The organism is Nocardiopsis sinuspersici, from assembly GCF_001998325.1.
Lineage (GTDB): Bacteria > Actinomycetota > Actinomycetes > Streptosporangiales > Streptosporangiaceae > Nocardiopsis > Nocardiopsis sinuspersici.
In genome coordinates this window covers 3,553,690-3,569,090 of record NZ_MCOK01000001.1, presented here as the reverse complement: position 1 = coordinate 3,569,090, position 15,401 = coordinate 3,553,690, and the positions used below count along the sequence as shown (strand labels likewise).

Here is a 15,401-nt window from a genome sequence, read left to right as displayed (position 1 = left end):
ACAACGTGACAGCCACCGACAGGGCGCAGGAACTGGTCAGGGTTGCGGCAGAGGCCGCGTCCGACAAGCTCGCCCAGGAGATCATCGCCTACGACGTCAGCGAGCAGCTGGTCATCACCGAGGCCTTCGTGCTGTGTTCGGCGCCCAACGACCGGCAGGTCCGGGCGATCGTCGACGAGGTCGAGGACCAGCTCCGCATCCAGGCCGGCGCCAAGCCGGTCCGCCGCGAGGGCGAGCGCGACGGGCGCTGGGTGCTGCTGGACTACGCCGACATCGTCGTGCACATCCAGCACGAGGAGGAGCGCGGGTACTACGGCCTCGAACGGCTGTGGAAGGACTGCCCCGAGATCGACCTCCCCGAGAGCGCGCGCGGCGCCGAGCGCACTCCCCTGGACGAGCAGTAACACCGGCACCACTTCGACGACACTCCGATCGGGAGAGACACACCACGTGAGTGATACGCCTCGTGTGCTGTTCTGGCGGCACGGACGTACGGCCTGGAACGTGGAGAACCGCTTCCAGGGGCAGACCGACATCGATCTCGATCCGATCGGCCACGCCCAGGCCAGGCGGGCGGGGGAACTGCTCGCCTCCATGAACCCGGACGTCATCGTCGCCTCCGACCTGAGGAGGGCCGCCGACACGGCCGGGTACCTGTCCCGTGCCTTGGGCGTGCGGGTGGAGTACGACAAGGGGCTGCGCGAGCGCTTCGGCGGGTCCTGGCAGGGGCTGACCGGGGTGGAGCTGTCCGAGCGCTGGCCGGCCGAGCACGCCAGGATGGACATCCCCGACGGGGAGGACATCGCCGAGGTCGGCGACCGGATGCACGCAGCCGTCGAGCGCGGACTGGGCAAGACACCGCCCGGGGGACTGCTCGTGGTGGTCAGCCACGGCGCCGCCCTGCGGGTGGGGATCGCCCGGATGCTCGGGATCTCCGACGAGCAGCGCGAGGTCCTGGGGCCGATCAGCAACTGCTGCTGGTCGGTGATCCAGCGGCGCCGGGACCACTGGCGGCTGATGGAGCACAACGCGGCCAGCCTGCCCGAGCCGGTGGTGCTCAGCGACGACGCGTAACCGTTTCGACGTTCGCGCCGGATTCCGCTAGGGTGCAGGGAGTCGGCAGGGCCGCACAGGTCCGATCGACTCCCTCACGGGGCTATGGCGCAGCTGGTAGCGCGCCTCCATGGCATGGAGGAGGTCTGGGGTTCGAATCCCCATAGCTCCACGTGACGCGGGCTGCTGCTCGCCGGTCTTCGACCGGCTCGCCGCAGCCCGCGATTCTTTTTGGGGGGACGACCCCCCAGACCCCCCGGTGTGCCGCTCGGCCTTCGGCCGTCGTGCTTCGCGGCACGACCGTGGTTGAGGCCTGCTGCACGGTCTTCGTCCGTCTCGCCGGGTCGTCTCGTCGTTTCTCTGGGGGGCGACCCCCAGACTCCCCGGTGTGCCGCTCGGCCTTCGGCCGTCGTGCTTCGCGGCACGACCGTGGTCGTGGTCTGCTGCACGGTCTTCGTCCGTCTCGCCGGGTCGTCTCGTCGTTTCTCTGGGGGGCGACCCCCAGACTCCCCGGTGTGCCGCTCGGCTTCCGGGGGCCTTCGGCCGCCTCGCCTCGCGGCGCACTCCCGGTGTTCACCCCATGGGCGCGGTCGTGGCCGGAACTGGGGTCAGCCGGTGTCCCGCCGGCGCTTCCAGTGGACGTAGCCGCCCCTGAGGCTGCGCGCCTGGCGGCCCGTGCCGTTGAGCACGCGGACGGCGCGGGGCGACACCACGCAGTACGGCCCCTGGCAGTAGGCCACGATCGTCATGTCCCACGGCAGCTCGTCCAGGCGCTCCTCCAACTGGCGCGAGGGGATCGACACCGCGCCGGGCACGTGGTCCTCCTCGTACTCCTCCGGTGAGCGCAGGTCCACCAGCACGACCTCCCCGCCTCGGAGCAGCTCTTCCAGCTCGGGACCGGTGACCGCGCCGACCGTCTCGTCCCTGCCCAGGTGCTCCTCGATCTCCGCGCGCAGGTCGCTCATGCGCTCCTCGGCGAACTCCTGGAACCTTCCCAGGAACCCGGAGACCTCCCGGTCGCGCAGGGAGTAGTGGATCCGGGTGCCCTCCCTCCGGGTGGCCACCAGGCCCGCCGCGCGCAACTGCTGTAGGTGCGCGGAGGTGTTCTTCAGCGGCAGCCCGCCCCGCTGGGCCAGCTCCTCGACGGTGCACTCGCCCTGGTCGAGCAGGTCGAGCAGCCGGAGCCGCACCGGGGCGGACAGCACCTTGCCCAGGCGGGCCAGGTGCTCGTAGATCGGGGCCTCGGGAAAGTCAGTCATAGTCGGGCAGGTCTCCGTTGAGGAAGCGGATGTAGCGTTCGGCGTCGCGCACGAGGAGTTCCTTGGCCCCGGCCTCGATACGGGGCTCCCACCATCCACCGTGGATCCGGTCGAACTCCAGGGGCTCCACGGCGGAGACCACACGGCGCACCAGGCGCTCGGGCAGCGGGAGGCGGTTGGGCGCGCTGTAGAGGAAGGTGACGTGGTGCCCGCCCGGCGTGACCATGACCGTGTCGCCGACGAACAGCGCACCCGGCCCCTCGTCCACGTGGAGGACCGCGCTGCCGGGGAAGTGGCCGCCGGTCTGGACGACCGCCAGTCCCGGCAGGGGCCGGTACTCCCCGCTCCAGGTGCGCACACGGTCGCTCGGCCGCTGGAGCCAGTGCGCGTCCGCCTCGGGCAGGGCGATCTCGGCCTCGAACAGGTCGGCCCACTCCACGGCGGAGCCGTACATGTGCGGATGGCTCGACGCGACGACGGCGACGCCGCCGAGCCGCTCGACCTCGGCCACGGCGTCCTGGTCGAGGAAGCCGGGCGGGTCCCACAGCAGGTTGCCGCCGCCGGTCCGTACGAGGACGCCCCGGTGGCCCACGCCGAGACCGGGTTCGACGCCGATGCCCACGACGGACTCCTCCACCGGCCGGAACACGGTCCGGTAGCCCTCCGCGGCCAGTTCCCCGCGTGTGGCCCAGTGGTGCCCGTCCCGCGGCACCCACTGGCGGTCGTCCTCGCAGATCGGGCAGTCGGCGGGAGCGGTGTCGGAGGGCGCCCGGTTGGCGCCGCAGGTGCGGCAGATCCAGTAGTCGCCGATCTCGCCGGACGCGGGGGATGGGGTGGCCATGGGGTCCTCGCCTCTTCGGTGCCTGCTTATCCAATATTCTAGCGATTATTAGAATAAGGATGGGGCAGGGTCCGCGCAACCCTGGCCCCCGGCCGGTGGAGGACCGTCCACCGGCCGGTCGTCCCCGGAGCGGCCGCACCGCCGCGTTCCCCGGTAGCCCGCCGTCCGGTTCCCGCGCCGGCCGCCGGCACCTCTTCCGAGGGCGGAGCCACGGCCTCCTCGCCGGCGCCAGCACGTCCGCATCCCGCCGGAACGCGAGTGGGCGCGCAGGATGGGCGCGGCGTTCGTTCCGGCCGGGGAGTGCGCCTCCGGGGGCGGTCCACGCGCGGGGTCGCCTCAGCCCAGGCAGGACCGGACCACCCGGAGCGCCTGCTCACGCGGCTCGACGATCTCCGGCCGGGTGATGCCGCGCATGATGAGCCCGTCGGCGTAGGCCGTCAGGGTGCGCGCGGCCGTGTCCGGATCGGGCGATCCCAGGTCGGCGAGTATCCGCGAGGTCCAGCCGTGGACGAGTTCGGAGCCCCGGGCCAGCGAGGCGCGTACCTCGGGGTTGTGGGCCCCCTCCATGGCCAGGGTGTAGCGGGCGACGGTCAGGGCGCGGTCGGTCGTGGTCGCCGCGGTCACGAAGCCGAGCGCGGCGTCGACCAGGTGCTCGACGTCTCCCAGGGAGGAGTCGTAGAGGGCCGCCCAGATCTCCCTGTCCCTCTCCTCCAGTCGCTCGACCACCCCGCGCACCAGCGCCGCGCGGGTGCGGAAGTGGTTGGAGGCCGACCCCCGTGGCAGCCCCGCGGCGGCGTCCACCTTCCCGTGTGTGAGGGCGTGCAGCCCCTGGGTGCCCAGGAGTCGGAGCGCGGCGTCGAGGGCGCGGGTCCTGTTCTGTGACATCGGATCACTATATTCGTAGTGACATGTAACTACGATCGTAGTACCGTGTCGGGTATGCACGGAAGAGCACTGGTCGTCGGAGGGGGCATCGCCGGACTCGTGGCGGCCCGCGGACTGCTGCGCGCGGGCTGGGAGGTGGAGGTCCGCGAACGTCGGAGCTCGCCGCCCGACATCGGCGGTGCTCTGGGCCTGTGGCGCGGGAGCATGGCCGCGCTCGACCGGCTCGGCCTCGGGGAACGCGTCCGCGAACGCGCCGAGCGCCCCGACCGGGGCGTGATCGCCACTCCCTCCGGACGCACCCTCGTCTCGGCCGGATCCCAGCGGGCGGACGTCCACCTCGTTCCCCGCTCGTCCCTGCTGGCCGTGCTCGTCGAAGGGCTTCCCGAGGGCCTCGTCCGCTGGGACACGCCCGTCACCGACGCCGACGTCCGCGACCCCGGGGCCTTCGACGTGGTGGTGGGCGCCGACGGCATCCACAGCCTCGTCCGAAGCACCGCGCTGCCCGGGGCGGTCGCTCCCCGACCGCTCGGCACGGTCGCCTACCGGGGCACGGTCCCCGGGCGGGTGGGGACGGCCACCGAGACGTGGGGGAGGGGGATGCTCTTCGGGGTGACCCCGATGGACGACCGCACCACCAACTGGTTCGCCTCCCTGCGTACGGAACTCCTCCGCGGCCGGGAGGACCGGGACCGCGTGGACCTGCTGCGCGAGCTGTACGGCGGCTGGCACACCCCGGTCACCTGCGTCCTGGACGCCTTGCCGGGAACCGGGGTGGACCGGCGCGAGCTGTACGACCTTCCCGCCCTGGCGAGCTACGTCCACGACCGCCACGTCCTCATCGGCGACGCCGCCCACGCCATGGCCCCCAACCTGGGCAGGGGCGCCTGCGAGTCGATCATCGACGCGGCCGCCCTCGCCGACGCCCTCGGCGCCGAGTCCACCGTCGAAGGCGCGCTGGCCCGCTACGACCGCCGGCGGCGCGGGCCCACCCGACGCGTCGTCCGCGCCTCCCGCGCGGTCAACCGGGTGAGCACCGCCGTCCGCCTCGACGGGCCGAGGAACCTCCTGGCGCGCGCACTCGGCCACCTCGTCTGAGCCCTCCGGCGGCTCCGGCCCGTGCGCGGACGGGCTCGGCACCGTCTCAGGGCCCGCGCGTGTCCAGCAGTCCTTGTCCCGTCCGGTACAACTCCACCAGCAGTGGACGTAGCAGCAGTCCCCGGTCGGTCAGCGAGTACGTGGTGCGCGTCGGGAAACCGGTGGTCTCCCCGCGCTCCGCCCGGCCCTGTTCCACCATCGTGCGCAGCCGGTCGGACAGCACCTTGTCGCTCAGCCGGGGCAGCGCCCCGCTCAGGTCTCCGTAGGAGCGCGGGCCGTGTATCAGCTCGCGCAGCACCAGCGTGGTCCACCGGCCCGAGAGCACCGCCAGGGCGGCCTCCACCGGACAGGTCTCCGTGGGCTCACACGTCTCTCCCGACTCGTCCGGGACCAGCTCGCGATCCCATCCGCCACTTACCGCTTGGTGAGCCGCGCTGGCGTCTGCTTGGCTGCGGTCATGGACGATCGAAGCACGGGGCATGGCGACATTCCGCCCCTCACCACCGAGGCCGCGCAGCATCCGCACGTGTTCGCCAGCGCCTTCGACTCCGGCGACCCCGACCAGGTCGAGAGGGTCTACGAGGAGGACGGCGTCCTCGTCCTGGAACCCGGAAACCCGCTGACCGGGGCGGCCCGGCGGGAGGCCAACGCCGGCCTCATGGGCCTGGGCGTGCCCGTCCGCGTCACCCCCCGGCACGTCCACGTGGCGGACGACATCGCCCTCCTCATCGTGGACCGGGCCGTCCGGGGCGCCGGAGACGACGGCCGGGAGGTCGACATCCGGGGAACCGCGACCGACGTGGCCCGGCGGGGCGCGGACGGGTTGTGGCGCTACGTCGTCGACAACCCGTTCGGCACCGCCGAGCCCCCGGCCCCCGTGTAGCGGCTCACGCCTCCAGGCCGGACAGGAAGTCCGTCAACTCCTCCAGGAACCGGTCGTGTGCCTCCAGTCGGGCCCAGTGACCGCAGTCGGGAACCAGCGCGAGCCGGGCGTCCGGCATCCGGCGCACGGCCTCGCGCGATCCCCCGGGCGGCAGCAGCGGTGCGGTCTTGGTGTCTTCCTTCCACGGGAGGGCGGCCACGACGAGGGAAGCGTGGCCGGGGCCGGCCTCAGCGGCGCGTGACGTCGCTCCCGTCCAGGTCGGCCACGTCCTTGCCCATCAGCTCGGCGGTGATCTGCAACTCCGCCAGCGTCGCACGCAGCACGTGCTCCACGCCCGCGGCGCCGTCCACGGCCAGCCCGTACACCCACGGCCGGCCCAGCAGCACCGCCTTCGCCCCCAGGGCCATCGCCACGGCCACGTCCGCGCCCGAGCGCACACCCGAGTCGAACAGCACCGTGGCCCGGTCGCCGACCGCATCCACCACCTCGGGCAGCGCGTCCAGGGCCGCCACCGCGTTGTCGACCTGCCGCCCGCCGTGGTTGCTGACCACGATCCCGTCCACGCCCGCGTCCACCAGGTCGGCGGCCTCGTCCCCGCGCACGACACCCTTGACCAGCACCGGCAGGTCCGTCCACCGGCGGATACGCGAGATGTTGTCGGTACTCAGCGACTTGCTGGCGAACGCGCCCAGGAAGTGGAACACCGCCTCGGTGAAGACCCCGCCCGGCTCCGGGTCGGCCTTGAGCCGGGACCGGAACTCCGGGTCGCTGAAGTAGTTCGCCGTGCCCTGGCTGCGCAGGAACGGCAGGTGGCCCAGCGCCAGGTCGCGCGGCCGCCAGCCCAGCCGCTTGGTGTCGGAGGTGACGACGATCGCCTTGGCCCCGGCCGCCGTCGCCCGCCGCACGAACGACTCGGCCAGGGCGTCGTCGCTGGGCCAGTACAGCTGGTACCACCACGAGTCGACCGCCTCGGCGACCTCCTCCATCGGCGTGGACGCGGCCGTGGACAGCACCATCGGCACCCCCAGCGCGTTGGCGCCCCCGGCCACGGCCAGCTCCGCCTCCTCGTGCACCTGCTCCAGCACCCCGATCGGCGCGGTCAGCAGCGGGGTGGGGTAGTGCTCCCCGAACAGGGTGACCCCCAGGCCGCCGGACTCCTCGGCGCCCGGCCGCAGGGTGCGCGGGCGCAGGGCGTAGCGGTCGAACGCGTCCACGTTGGCCCGGGCGGTGCGCTCCCGACCGGCGCCGCCGTCCACGTAGCCGAACGGCCCCGGCTCCATGGCCTTCTCGGCCAGGCCGCGCAGGTCGTCGTGGTGGTAGGGCAGATGGGGCAGCCTGCCGTTGGTCGCGTCGGCGTAGACGCCGTCCTGGTACTGGGCGAAGTGGGTCATGGGGGTCCCTCACGGGCGCCGGAGCGCCGGGTACGGGCGCCGAGGGGCACGGCGCGCGGGAACGGAAGGCGGACGCGGCCGCGGGTGGGGAGGAGCGGGTCCTCCCGGAGGCCCGCGGCCGTCGAGCCGTTCGCGCCGACCGGCTCTGGCCGGATGCTACCGCGCGTTCACGTGACCGGGGTCACCCGCTCCGGTTCCGCGGATCCGTCGACGGAACCCCGCTCCCCGGACCCGGCGATGTGCAGCGCCGCGACCAGTTCCCGGTACAGGTCGTCGCGCTCCATGAGCTCCCGGTGCGTGCCGCTGGCCCGCACCCGCCCGTCCTCCATCAGAACGATGGTGTCGGCGTGGATCACCGTGGAAAGCCGGTGCGCGATGGTCACCACGGCGGCCCGGTCGGCGTGGTCGCGCACGCTCTCGGTGATGGCCGCCTCGGTGATCGCGTCCACCTGCGAGGTGGCCTCGTCCAGCAGCAGCACGTCGGGCGAGCACAGCAGCGCACGGGCCAGGGCGATCCGCTGCCGCTGGCCCCCGGAGAGGGACGTGGCGTCCAGCGGGGTGTCTGGTCCCTCCTCCAGGGCGTCGATCTTCTCGGCGAGCCGCACCTGCTCCAGGACCCGGCGCACCTCCTCATCGGAGGCCTCGGGCCGGCTGAACAGCAGGTTCTCCCGGATGGTGCCGGGGATGACCGGGGTGTCCTGCTCGACGTAGGCGAAGCGGTCGCGCACCTGCCCCGGTGTGAGTTCCAGATAGGGGACCCCGTCCAGGAACAGCTGCCCCTCCTCTGGTTCGAGGAAGCGCAGCAGCAGCGAGAACACGGTGGTCTTGCCCCCGCCGGAGGGGCCCACGATCGCGGTGTGGCCGTGCCGGGGAAGGACCAGGTCCACCCGGTCCAGGGCGGACTCGGCACCGGGCGCGTACCGGGCGGTGACCCCGCGCAGCTCCAGCAGCGTGTCCCCGCGGTCGCTGTCCGGCGCGCCCCCGCCGGAGCCGGTTCCCGCCGGAAGGGGTGTGCCGGCTCCCTCGGAGGAGGGCTCGAGCGGGAGGGCCTCCACCTCGCGGATACGCCTGGCCGCGGCGATGCCCGACTGGAGCGTGGTCACGCTCTGGGAGAGCTCCATCACCGGGGTCATGAGGGTGAAGGCGTAGAGCAGGAACGCGATGAGGGTGGAGACCTCGATGGCACCGGAGGTCACCCGCAGCGCGCCCAGGCCCAGGATGGCGATGATGGCGAGCTGGACGCCGCTGAACGCCACCGTCCAGGCGACCGCCTGGCGGCGGACCGAGCGCACTCCGTACCGCGCGGACTCCTGGGCGTGCTCCAGGATCTGCCCGCCCAGCCGCTCCTCGGCACGGCTGACCTTGACCGTGCGGATCGCCCGCAGGGCTCCGTCGAGCACGCCGCCCATCAGGCCCAGGGAGTTCTGCGCCCTCTCCTGGGCCTTGGCCAGGGACGGCATCAGGGTCAGGAACAGGATGGTGACGACGAGCACGGCGACGAAGGTGACCGCGAGCAGGAACGGGTCCAGCACGCCCATCATGACCAGCGTCCCCACCAGCAGCACGCCACCGTTGATGAGGCTGATGACGCTGCTGGAGGCGGCCTCGCGCAGGAGCACCGTGTCGGAGGTGGCCCGGGTGACCAGCTCGCCCGAGGAGCGGTGCGACAGCGGGATGAGCGCGGCGCGGAAGTAGCGGCGCACGAGCGAGGTGCGCGCGTCCAGCACCACCTTCTCCGCGACGGTGCCCAACAGGATCCAGTGCCACAGGCCGAACACCGCGCCCAGCACGAACAGGCCCAGCAGCAGCGTGATCGGTCCGAGGAGGCCGTCCCCGCCGGAGACGCTGTCCAGGACCAGCTTGATCACCATCGGGTTGGCGAGTTCGAGGGCCGAGCCGACCAGCGCCAGCACCAGGCCCAGCGCCAGCTTGCGCCGGTACGGGCGCACGAACGACCACAGCACCCGGAACTGGGCGAAGCGGGGGCCGGAGGCGTCCGGAGAGGGGACGGTATCTGATCTTGATGGATCATTCATACACCAAAGTAGGTCATATGTGACCGATTATTGTCAACCAATGACCGACGAGCTTAGGATGAGGGCATGGTGAAGAGTGCTCCCTCAGAGGAAGAGACGAGGACCCGGGCCAGGACCCGCCGCGCGATCCTCGAAGCGGCGGTGCTGGTGCTCGGTGAGAACGCCGCGGCCCCGCTTTCCCAGGTGGCCGAGGCCGCCGGTGTGGCACGCAGTACGCTCCAGCGCTACTTCGCCGAACGCGCCGACCTGGTCCGGGCCCTGGGCGAGTACGCCGACGAACTCGTCAACGAGGCCACCGAGAGGGCACGCGTCACCGAGGGCACGGGGCTGGAGGCCTTCCGGCGGCTCGTTCCCGAGTACTTCGGGCTTCAGAGGGTGATCATGCTGGCGTTCGGGAACGAGGAGTCCTGGGACGAGGTGTCCCAGGACGAGTGCGGCGCGGCCGACCGCGCCCTGTACGCCCTCGTCGAACGAGGCCACGCCGACGGAAGCATCGATCCCAGGATCACCCCGGCCTGGGCGCAGCAGCTCATGTGGGCCGGGCTCTACGCCGCGTGGACCCACGTCAACTCCAGCCGCACGCCCGCCTACGAGGTCCTCAACCTGTGCGTGTACTCGCTGGTCAAGGCGGTCGCGAACCCCGCCCGAGACGACGGGCGCGCCTGACCGGGGCCGGCGGTGAAGGACCCGCCGGGCCCGGGGAGTGTTCTGGAGGGCTTCCGGCTCGGCGGGTGATCGTCCAGGCCGTCCCTCGCAGACGATGTGCGAAGTTCGGCCTGGTCGTGTTTCACGAGCGCGGAGCGCGGCGAGGGACAGCCTGGTGGGCGCGAGCCCGAGATGATGCGGAGAACACGCCCTGGGCGCCTGGCGGGATGGAAGGGACTACAGGTAGAGGCCCGTGCCCCGGCCCTGTTCGGGGGCCTCGTTGGCGACGGCGTGCACGTCACGCTCGCGCAGGATCACGTAGCGCTCGCTGTTCAGCTCGACCTCGTTCTGCTCTTCGGGGTCGAAGAGCACGCGGTCGCCGGTCTTCACCTGGCGGGCACTCGTTCCGGCGCCGACGACCTCGCCCCATGCGAGTCTGGTCGCCAGCCTGACCGTGTCCGGAATGACCAGACCGGCGTTGCTGCGCCGCTCGCTCGTGTCAGGGACCGCCTTCACCAGCAGACGGTCGTGGAGCATCTGGATTTCAAGCTTTGATTCGGGCACCACTCCAGGGTATTCGCCCCCAAACCGGCTACCGCACGTCCACCTGCCGGCCCCGACGTCGCAACCCACTCCTGATCTCCGGTACAGTAATTTCATCGCCGAGCGGGGGAACCGCCCGGCATACCAGGGGCTATGGCGCAGTTGGTAGCGCGCCTCCATGGCATGGAGGAGGTCTGGGGTTCGAATCCCCATAGCTCCACGTTGAGGCCCGCGTGGTCGGTGGACTTCGTCCACCTTCCCCGCGGGCCTGTTTCTTTTGGGGGGACGACCCCCCAGACCCCCCGGTGTGCCGCTCGGCCTTCGGCCGTCGTGCTTCGCGGCACGACCGTGGTTGAGGCTGCTGCACGGACTTCGTCCGCCTCGCCGGGTCGTCTCGTCGTTTCTCTGGGGGGCGACCCCCAGACCCCCCGGTGTGCCGCTCGGCCTTCGGCCGTCGTGCTTCGCGGCACGGCCGTGGTCGCGGTCTTCGCCCGCCTTCCCCGCGGGCCTGTTTCTTTTGGGGAAGCCCCCTGGTGCGCCGCTCGGTCCTGTTCCGTTCGCGGGACCGCCTTCTATCCGCTTGGCCGATCGGTGGAGGCCGATCGTGTTCGTGCGCTCCGCCGTGATCCCCCGATCCTGCCCCACGGTTTGAAGACGGCCAGCAGTACCGCGATGAGCAGGCCCGTGGGCGAGACGATCGGTGGGAAAACGAGGTCAGTCACCATCGCCGCGTCCGGGTGCCCTTCGACGAGGTTCCGGCCGTACTCGGCGGCTGCGGTGACTGTCGGGCTCAGCGACAACGGTACGAGGACGACGAACACCACGTTCACCACCAGTTTCGCGACCACCCACCAGTACCTCAGCACGCCGTACTTCGTGCCCAGCCCCAAGAGGACACCTGAGGCGAGGCACACCAGGCCGGCGGTGAACAGCGGTCCGATCGCGAACAGCTCCAGCGCCTGGTAGGCGAGTGCGGCGGTTCGAACGTCGTCGGTGAACAACGCGGTGAACACCAGGACGCCCAGTACGACGTCGATGCCGATCCATGATCCGGCCGCGACGATGTGCACGGACAGCACGGCTTTGCGGGTACGTGGTCCCAGACGCCACCGGTGGACCGTGCGCTGGGGCTTACTCATACCGGGTCACCTCCCAGGGCGTCCACGGCACGGGCCGGGGCGGCCACGCCCTGCTCGGTCCACGGGCCCTCGGTGATCACGACGATGTGCTCGATGCCCAGCGTCGTTTCGATCTCCTCACGTGGGCGGCTGGCAGCCGTGCAGTGCTCGGCGAGCACGTCGAGCGCGGTGACGGCCTTGACCAGTAGACCCGGCGGCCGGAACGTCACACCGGTGACCATCGTGCCCAACCTCACGCGCGTCGTCCGCGCGGCCAGAAAGCCCAACGTCGTGTAGGCCTCCGGCACCTCGGCGTCGAGTGAGCTCTGCGGACCGACCTGGAGCAGGTGGTCGGCGACCCGGACCGTGTCCAACCCCACGTCGTCGGCTGCGCGTGCGACACGCGTCAGTTCATGGCGCAGACTGTCCGGCTCACCGGACCATACGTGGTCGGCTGTGTTCAAGCTGATACGCATGATTCCGTCGCCGCCTTAGTTCTTGGGTATCGGTGACAGCTGGAGGTTGGCGATGCGCCAGGGGTGCCCGTCGGCGACCAGCGCCGCGGTGAAGCGGAACCGGCCGGGGACGGGGCGACCGCAATAGGTGGCGCGCTGCGCCAGTACCCCGTTGGCGATGGCCGTCTCCGCTCCGTAGCGGCGTATCGCGATCTCGTCAGCGGTGAACACCTCGTTGACCAGGGAACCGGAGTCATAGCGGTCCAGCCACCGTTCCCGGTCGAGCTGGAAACCGTGTGGACCGATCCCGGCGAAGTCCTCGGTGAGCATTGCGCCCAGGGCGGCGGTGTCGCCCGCCTCCTCGGCCGCGACCCAGGCGTCGACCGCGCCGCGTGCCTGCGCCGTTCTCGCGTTCTCCGGCATTGCTCCTCCTTGGTCGAGGGCCGGTCCCGAGCGGACCGGCCAGTTCGCCTCCCGTCAAAAGATAGGTACCGAACGGTTAGTCGTCAATCCATTAGGGTGCGAACGGTTGTGGTAGCCTTGCCGACATGCCGTTCCGCTCTGCCGGCCCTCCCCTCGGGGTCAGACTCGCCGCCACCGCCAAGGCGGTCAGCCACGCCTTCGACGAGGCGCTCGCCGCGACGGGAGGATCTCGCCCGAGCTGGCTCGTTCTCATGTCCCTGAAAGCCAGGCCGGCGGCCAATCAGCGCGAACTGGCCGCCGCGGTGGGTATCCGGGGGGCGACGCTGACCCAGCACCTCAACGCCATGGAGGCCGAAGGTCTGTTGACCCGGCGCCGCGACCCGGGGAATCGGCGAGTGCACCTGGTGGAGCTCACCGAGGAAGGTGAGGCGGCGTTCCACCGGATGCGCGAGGTGGCGCTCGCCTTCGACCGCCGCCTGCGCGCCGGCCTCGACGAGGAGGACACCGCGCACCTGGAACAGTTGCTGGAACGGCTCCGCGACAACGTCACCGATCCGCCGGACGGGTCGGCGACGCGGGAGCCGCAGGGCCGGGCAGGGCGGAACGAGCGGCGCGAAGCCGGAGGTTCGTGTTCCACTGCCCGCGAGTGATGCGAGGGTGACCGAACGGAGCCGCGACGCGGTTGCGACTTCGGAAGGGGCGGAGGGCGATGGACGAGAGCCTGGACCGGATCGAGCGGCAGGTGGACGTCGCCGCGTCCGCGCGGCAGGTCTGGGACCTGGTGAGGCGGCCGGGATGGTTCGTCAACGACGAGGAGATCGCCGACCACCGGATCACGCCGGACGGGGACACGGACATCGTGCACGACCCCGTTCACGGCGCCTTCCGGATCCGTACCGAGAAACTCGAACCCCACGGCTACGCGGCCTTCCGCTGGTTCGGTGGCGACGGGGAGAGCTCCACGCTCGTGGAGTTCTGGATCGAGGAGCGTGGCGCGGGCGGGGTCACCCTGCGGGTGGTGGAGAGCGGCTTCACCTCGCTGGAGGTGTCGGAGGAGGCGCGGCGCCCGTACGTCGAAGAGGGCGCCATCGGCTGGGAGATGGTGCTCTCGCTCGCCGCGGCCCATGTGGAGGCGTCCCGCTAGGGTCGCCGACCGCGCCTTCCGTCACTCCGTGGAAGCGTCCCGCCCGTCCACGAAGGCGAGGAGCGCCGGATCGTCGGAGACCAGGCGATCGACCTCCTCGCCCCCGTCGCACCGGCACAGGGCCACCGTCACCCGGGACGGGGCCCGTTCCACCACCCGCCACACGGCGCCGTGGTCCTCCCAGCGGACCAGGGTCTGGACGGGGTCCTGCTGCGGTCTGCCGTTCATGCCTTCCCTGTGCCCGGTTCGCGGCCCGGCGAACAGGATGTCCCGTACGGGGACGGTGTGGGGCGTACTACACCGCGGTCTTGGTCATCCCACCCCTCCATATCCGATAGGATCTAACCGTTGCCGCAAGGCACACGGGGCTATGGCGCAGTTGGTAGCGCGCCTCCATGGCATGGAGGAGGTCTGGGGTTCGAATCCCCATAGCTCCACTCGACTCCGAGACGACCCTGCTCGGCGGACTCCGTCCGCCTCGCCGGGTCGTTTCGTCGTTTCTCCTGGGGGGACGACCCCCAGACCCCCGATGTGCCGCTCGGCTTTCGGGGGCCTTCGGCCGTCGTGCTTCGTGGCACGACCGCGGTCGTGGTCTGCCGTCGGGGACTTCGTCCGCCTCGCCGGGTCGTCTCGTCGTTTCTCCTGGGGGACGACCCCGGTGCGTCGCTCGGCTTCCGGGCGGATTCCCCTCCTCTCACCTCTTGAACTTGGCTGTGTCGTGGGTCATAATCAACACATCAGTTGATTAACAGGAGAGTTGAATAAGCAGATGGCGAACGACCCGTTGAGCCTCACGTTCGCGGCACTCGCGGACCCGACCCGCCGGGCGCTGCTGGCGAGGCTCGCCGAGGGCGAGGCGACCGTCAACGAACTGGCGGAGCCGTTCCCCATCAGCCTCCAAGCGGTCTCCAGACACCTGAAGGTGCTGGAGCGGGCGGGGCTGGTCAGCCGGGGCCGCGACGCGCAGTGGCGCCCCTGCCGGCTGGAGACCGCTCCTCTGGACGAGGTGTCGGCGTGGATCGGGCGGTACCACCAGCAGTGGGAGGACCGCCTCGGCCGCCTCGACGAGGAGATCCGCAGGATCCAGCAGGGACAACGCGGTACCCAGGGAGAGAACGACCATGAGCGACCTCACAGTGATCGTTGAGCCCGGACGGCACGACATCGTCGTCACGCGCAGCTTCGACGCGCCCCGCGACGTGGTGTACAAGGCCATGACCGAGCCCGAGTACCTCGCCAGGTGGTGGGGGCTCAAGGAGAGCGAGACCGTCATCGACCGCGCCGACGTGCGCCCGGGCGGCTCCTGGCGCTTCGTCGAGCGCATGCCCGACGGGCAGGAGCACGGCTTCCACGGCGTGGTCCACGACGCCGTCGCCCCCGAGCGCTTCGTGTGGACCTTCGAGTACGAGGGCATGCCCGGGCACGTGTGCTTGGAGACCACCACGCTGGAGGAGAGGGACGGCCGCACCCTCTACACGTCGGTCACGGTCTTCCAGACCGTCGAGGACCGCGAGGGCATGGTCCAGTCCGGTATGGAGTACGGCCTGAGGCAGTCCATGGAGGCCCTGGACGAGCTGCTGGCCACGATGGCCTGAGGAGACCGGGGGATCGGCCGGGCCCACGGCGGTCC

The 15,401-nt window shown here is 71.2% G+C and carries 21 protein-coding genes and 3 tRNA genes; 12 read left to right on the top strand and 12 right to left on the bottom strand.

Annotated elements, in window-relative coordinates:
• The first annotated feature begins 5 nt into the window (after window positions 1-5).
• From rsfS to NOSIN_RS15465, 3 genes are all read left to right on the top strand, one after another.
• A complete protein-coding gene (gene rsfS / locus NOSIN_RS15475) occupies window positions 6-404 on the top strand; it encodes a ribosome silencing factor (RefSeq protein ID WP_077691421.1) in 399 nt (132 codons plus the stop codon).
• A gap of 46 nt (window positions 405-450) precedes the next feature.
• A complete protein-coding gene (locus NOSIN_RS15470; RefSeq protein ID WP_170293717.1) occupies window positions 451-1,074 on the top strand; it encodes a histidine phosphatase family protein in 624 nt (207 codons plus the stop codon).
• Window positions 1,075-1,152: 78 nt separating this feature from the next.
• Window positions 1,153-1,225 (top strand) — tRNA-Ala (locus NOSIN_RS15465).
• Window positions 1,226-1,661: 436 nt separating this feature from the next.
• Here the strand turns inward: NOSIN_RS15465 and NOSIN_RS15460 are convergent.
• The 3 genes from NOSIN_RS15460 to NOSIN_RS15450 all read right to left on the bottom strand — a co-directional run bounded on the left by NOSIN_RS15460 (window position 1,662) and on the right by NOSIN_RS15450 (window position 4,038).
• Entirely contained in the window at window positions 1,662-2,312 is a 651-nt protein-coding gene (locus tag NOSIN_RS15460; protein WP_077691419.1) for an ArsR/SmtB family transcription factor, read from the bottom strand.
• Window positions 2,305-3,153: an MBL fold metallo-hydrolase gene (locus NOSIN_RS15455; protein WP_077691418.1), complete on the bottom strand. Its 849-nt coding sequence runs from the start codon at window positions 3,151-3,153 to the stop codon at window positions 2,305-2,307. The genes NOSIN_RS15460 and NOSIN_RS15455 overlap by 8 nt, the downstream gene beginning before the upstream one ends.
• Window positions 3,154-3,489: 336 nt before the next feature.
• Entirely contained in the window at window positions 3,490-4,038 is a 549-nt protein-coding gene (locus tag NOSIN_RS15450) for a TetR/AcrR family transcriptional regulator (RefSeq protein WP_077691417.1), read from the bottom strand.
• Between the two features lie 54 nt (window positions 4,039-4,092).
• On the opposite strand from NOSIN_RS15450, the gene NOSIN_RS15445 reads away from it, so the two are divergent.
• Window positions 4,093-5,133 (top strand): FAD-dependent monooxygenase, encoded by a 1,041-nt coding sequence (locus tag NOSIN_RS15445; protein WP_077691416.1) that lies wholly within the window; start codon window positions 4,093-4,095, stop codon window positions 5,131-5,133.
• 46 nt (window positions 5,134-5,179) lie between these two features.
• Here NOSIN_RS15445 and NOSIN_RS15440 read toward each other — a convergent pair whose 3' ends face one another.
• The gene (locus tag NOSIN_RS15440; protein WP_236743379.1) at window positions 5,180-5,476 is read right to left on the bottom strand and encodes a winged helix-turn-helix transcriptional regulator; all 297 of its coding nucleotides are present in this window, start codon (window positions 5,474-5,476) and stop codon (window positions 5,180-5,182) included.
• Window positions 5,477-5,590: 114 nt separating this feature from the next.
• Between NOSIN_RS15440 and NOSIN_RS15435 the strand changes: the two genes are divergently transcribed.
• Window positions 5,591-6,016 (top strand): YybH family protein, encoded by a 426-nt coding sequence (locus NOSIN_RS15435; RefSeq protein WP_077691415.1) that lies wholly within the window; start codon window positions 5,591-5,593, stop codon window positions 6,014-6,016.
• 4 nt (window positions 6,017-6,020) lie between these two features.
• Here NOSIN_RS15435 and NOSIN_RS15430 read toward each other — a convergent pair whose 3' ends face one another.
• The 3 genes from NOSIN_RS15430 to NOSIN_RS15420 form a co-directional block, all read right to left on the bottom strand.
• On the bottom strand, window positions 6,021-6,215 hold the full coding sequence (locus NOSIN_RS15430) for an alpha/beta fold hydrolase (protein WP_077691414.1): 195 nt from the start codon (window positions 6,213-6,215) through the stop codon (window positions 6,021-6,023).
• Window positions 6,216-6,243: 28 nt separating this feature from the next.
• Window positions 6,244-7,407 carry an alpha-hydroxy-acid oxidizing protein gene (locus NOSIN_RS15425; RefSeq protein ID WP_077691413.1) on the bottom strand — a complete coding sequence of 388 codons (1,164 nt, stop codon included), beginning with the start codon at window positions 7,405-7,407 and terminating at the stop codon, window positions 6,244-6,246.
• A 167-nt stretch (window positions 7,408-7,574) separates the two neighbouring features.
• Window positions 7,575-9,371 carry an ABC transporter ATP-binding protein gene (locus NOSIN_RS15420; RefSeq protein ID WP_077691412.1) on the bottom strand — a complete coding sequence of 599 codons (1,797 nt, stop codon included), beginning with the start codon at window positions 9,369-9,371 and terminating at the stop codon, window positions 7,575-7,577.
• A gap of 138 nt (window positions 9,372-9,509) precedes the next feature.
• Between NOSIN_RS15420 and NOSIN_RS15415 the strand changes: the two genes are divergently transcribed.
• Window positions 9,510-10,109: a TetR/AcrR family transcriptional regulator gene (locus NOSIN_RS15415; RefSeq protein WP_077691411.1), complete on the top strand. Its 600-nt coding sequence runs from the start codon at window positions 9,510-9,512 to the stop codon at window positions 10,107-10,109.
• Window positions 10,110-10,325: 216 nt separating this feature from the next.
• On the opposite strand, the gene NOSIN_RS15410 is transcribed toward NOSIN_RS15415, so the two are convergent.
• Window positions 10,326-10,625: a GroES family chaperonin gene (locus tag NOSIN_RS15410; RefSeq protein WP_077691410.1), complete on the bottom strand. Its 300-nt coding sequence runs from the start codon at window positions 10,623-10,625 to the stop codon at window positions 10,326-10,328.
• Between the two features lie 153 nt (window positions 10,626-10,778).
• On the opposite strand from NOSIN_RS15410, the gene NOSIN_RS15405 reads away from it, so the two are divergent.
• Window positions 10,779-10,851 (top strand) — tRNA-Ala (locus NOSIN_RS15405).
• A 352-nt stretch (window positions 10,852-11,203) separates the two neighbouring features.
• On the opposite strand, the gene NOSIN_RS15400 is transcribed toward NOSIN_RS15405, so the two are convergent.
• The 3 genes from NOSIN_RS15400 to NOSIN_RS15390 are packed head-to-tail and all read right to left on the bottom strand — an operon-like array spanning window position 11,204 to window position 12,627.
• On the bottom strand, window positions 11,204-11,770 hold the full coding sequence (locus tag NOSIN_RS15400) for a hypothetical protein (RefSeq protein ID WP_077691409.1): 567 nt from the start codon (window positions 11,768-11,770) through the stop codon (window positions 11,204-11,206).
• Window positions 11,767-12,225, bottom strand: a complete 459-nt coding sequence (locus tag NOSIN_RS15395; RefSeq protein ID WP_077691408.1) for an LLM class flavin-dependent oxidoreductase — start codon at window positions 12,223-12,225, stop codon at window positions 11,767-11,769. Before NOSIN_RS15395 ends, NOSIN_RS15400 begins: the two co-directional genes overlap by 4 nt.
• 15 nt (window positions 12,226-12,240) lie before the next feature.
• Complete coding sequence (locus NOSIN_RS15390; protein WP_077691407.1) at window positions 12,241-12,627, bottom strand: nuclear transport factor 2 family protein; 387 nt, start codon at window positions 12,625-12,627, stop codon at window positions 12,241-12,243.
• 125 nt (window positions 12,628-12,752) lie between these two features.
• Here NOSIN_RS15390 and NOSIN_RS15385 point away from each other — a divergent pair, with 125 nt between their 5' ends.
• Both NOSIN_RS15385 and NOSIN_RS15380 read left to right on the top strand, forming a co-directional pair.
• A complete protein-coding gene (locus tag NOSIN_RS15385) occupies window positions 12,753-13,277 on the top strand; it encodes a MarR family winged helix-turn-helix transcriptional regulator (protein WP_077691406.1) in 525 nt (174 codons plus the stop codon).
• A 59-nt stretch (window positions 13,278-13,336) separates the two neighbouring features.
• The gene (locus NOSIN_RS15380; protein WP_077691405.1) at window positions 13,337-13,771 is read left to right on the top strand and encodes an SRPBCC family protein; all 435 of its coding nucleotides are present in this window, start codon (window positions 13,337-13,339) and stop codon (window positions 13,769-13,771) included.
• A 21-nt stretch (window positions 13,772-13,792) separates the two neighbouring features.
• On the opposite strand, the gene NOSIN_RS15375 is transcribed toward NOSIN_RS15380, so the two are convergent.
• The gene (locus tag NOSIN_RS15375; protein ID WP_077691404.1) at window positions 13,793-13,999 is read right to left on the bottom strand and encodes a hypothetical protein; all 207 of its coding nucleotides are present in this window, start codon (window positions 13,997-13,999) and stop codon (window positions 13,793-13,795) included.
• A gap of 136 nt (window positions 14,000-14,135) precedes the next feature.
• Between NOSIN_RS15375 and NOSIN_RS15370 the strand changes: the two genes are divergently transcribed.
• The 3 genes from NOSIN_RS15370 to NOSIN_RS15360 all read left to right on the top strand — a co-directional run bounded on the left by NOSIN_RS15370 (window position 14,136) and on the right by NOSIN_RS15360 (window position 15,366).
• Window positions 14,136-14,208, top strand: a tRNA-Ala gene (locus NOSIN_RS15370).
• Between the two features lie 332 nt (window positions 14,209-14,540).
• Window positions 14,541-14,918, top strand: coding sequence for an ArsR/SmtB family transcription factor (locus NOSIN_RS15365; RefSeq protein ID WP_077691403.1), 378 nt, complete (start codon window positions 14,541-14,543; stop codon window positions 14,916-14,918).
• Window positions 14,893-15,366, top strand: a complete 474-nt coding sequence (locus NOSIN_RS15360) for an SRPBCC family protein (protein WP_077691402.1) — start codon at window positions 14,893-14,895, stop codon at window positions 15,364-15,366. Before NOSIN_RS15365 ends, NOSIN_RS15360 begins: the two co-directional genes overlap by 26 nt.
• Window positions 15,367-15,401 lie beyond the last annotated feature (35 nt).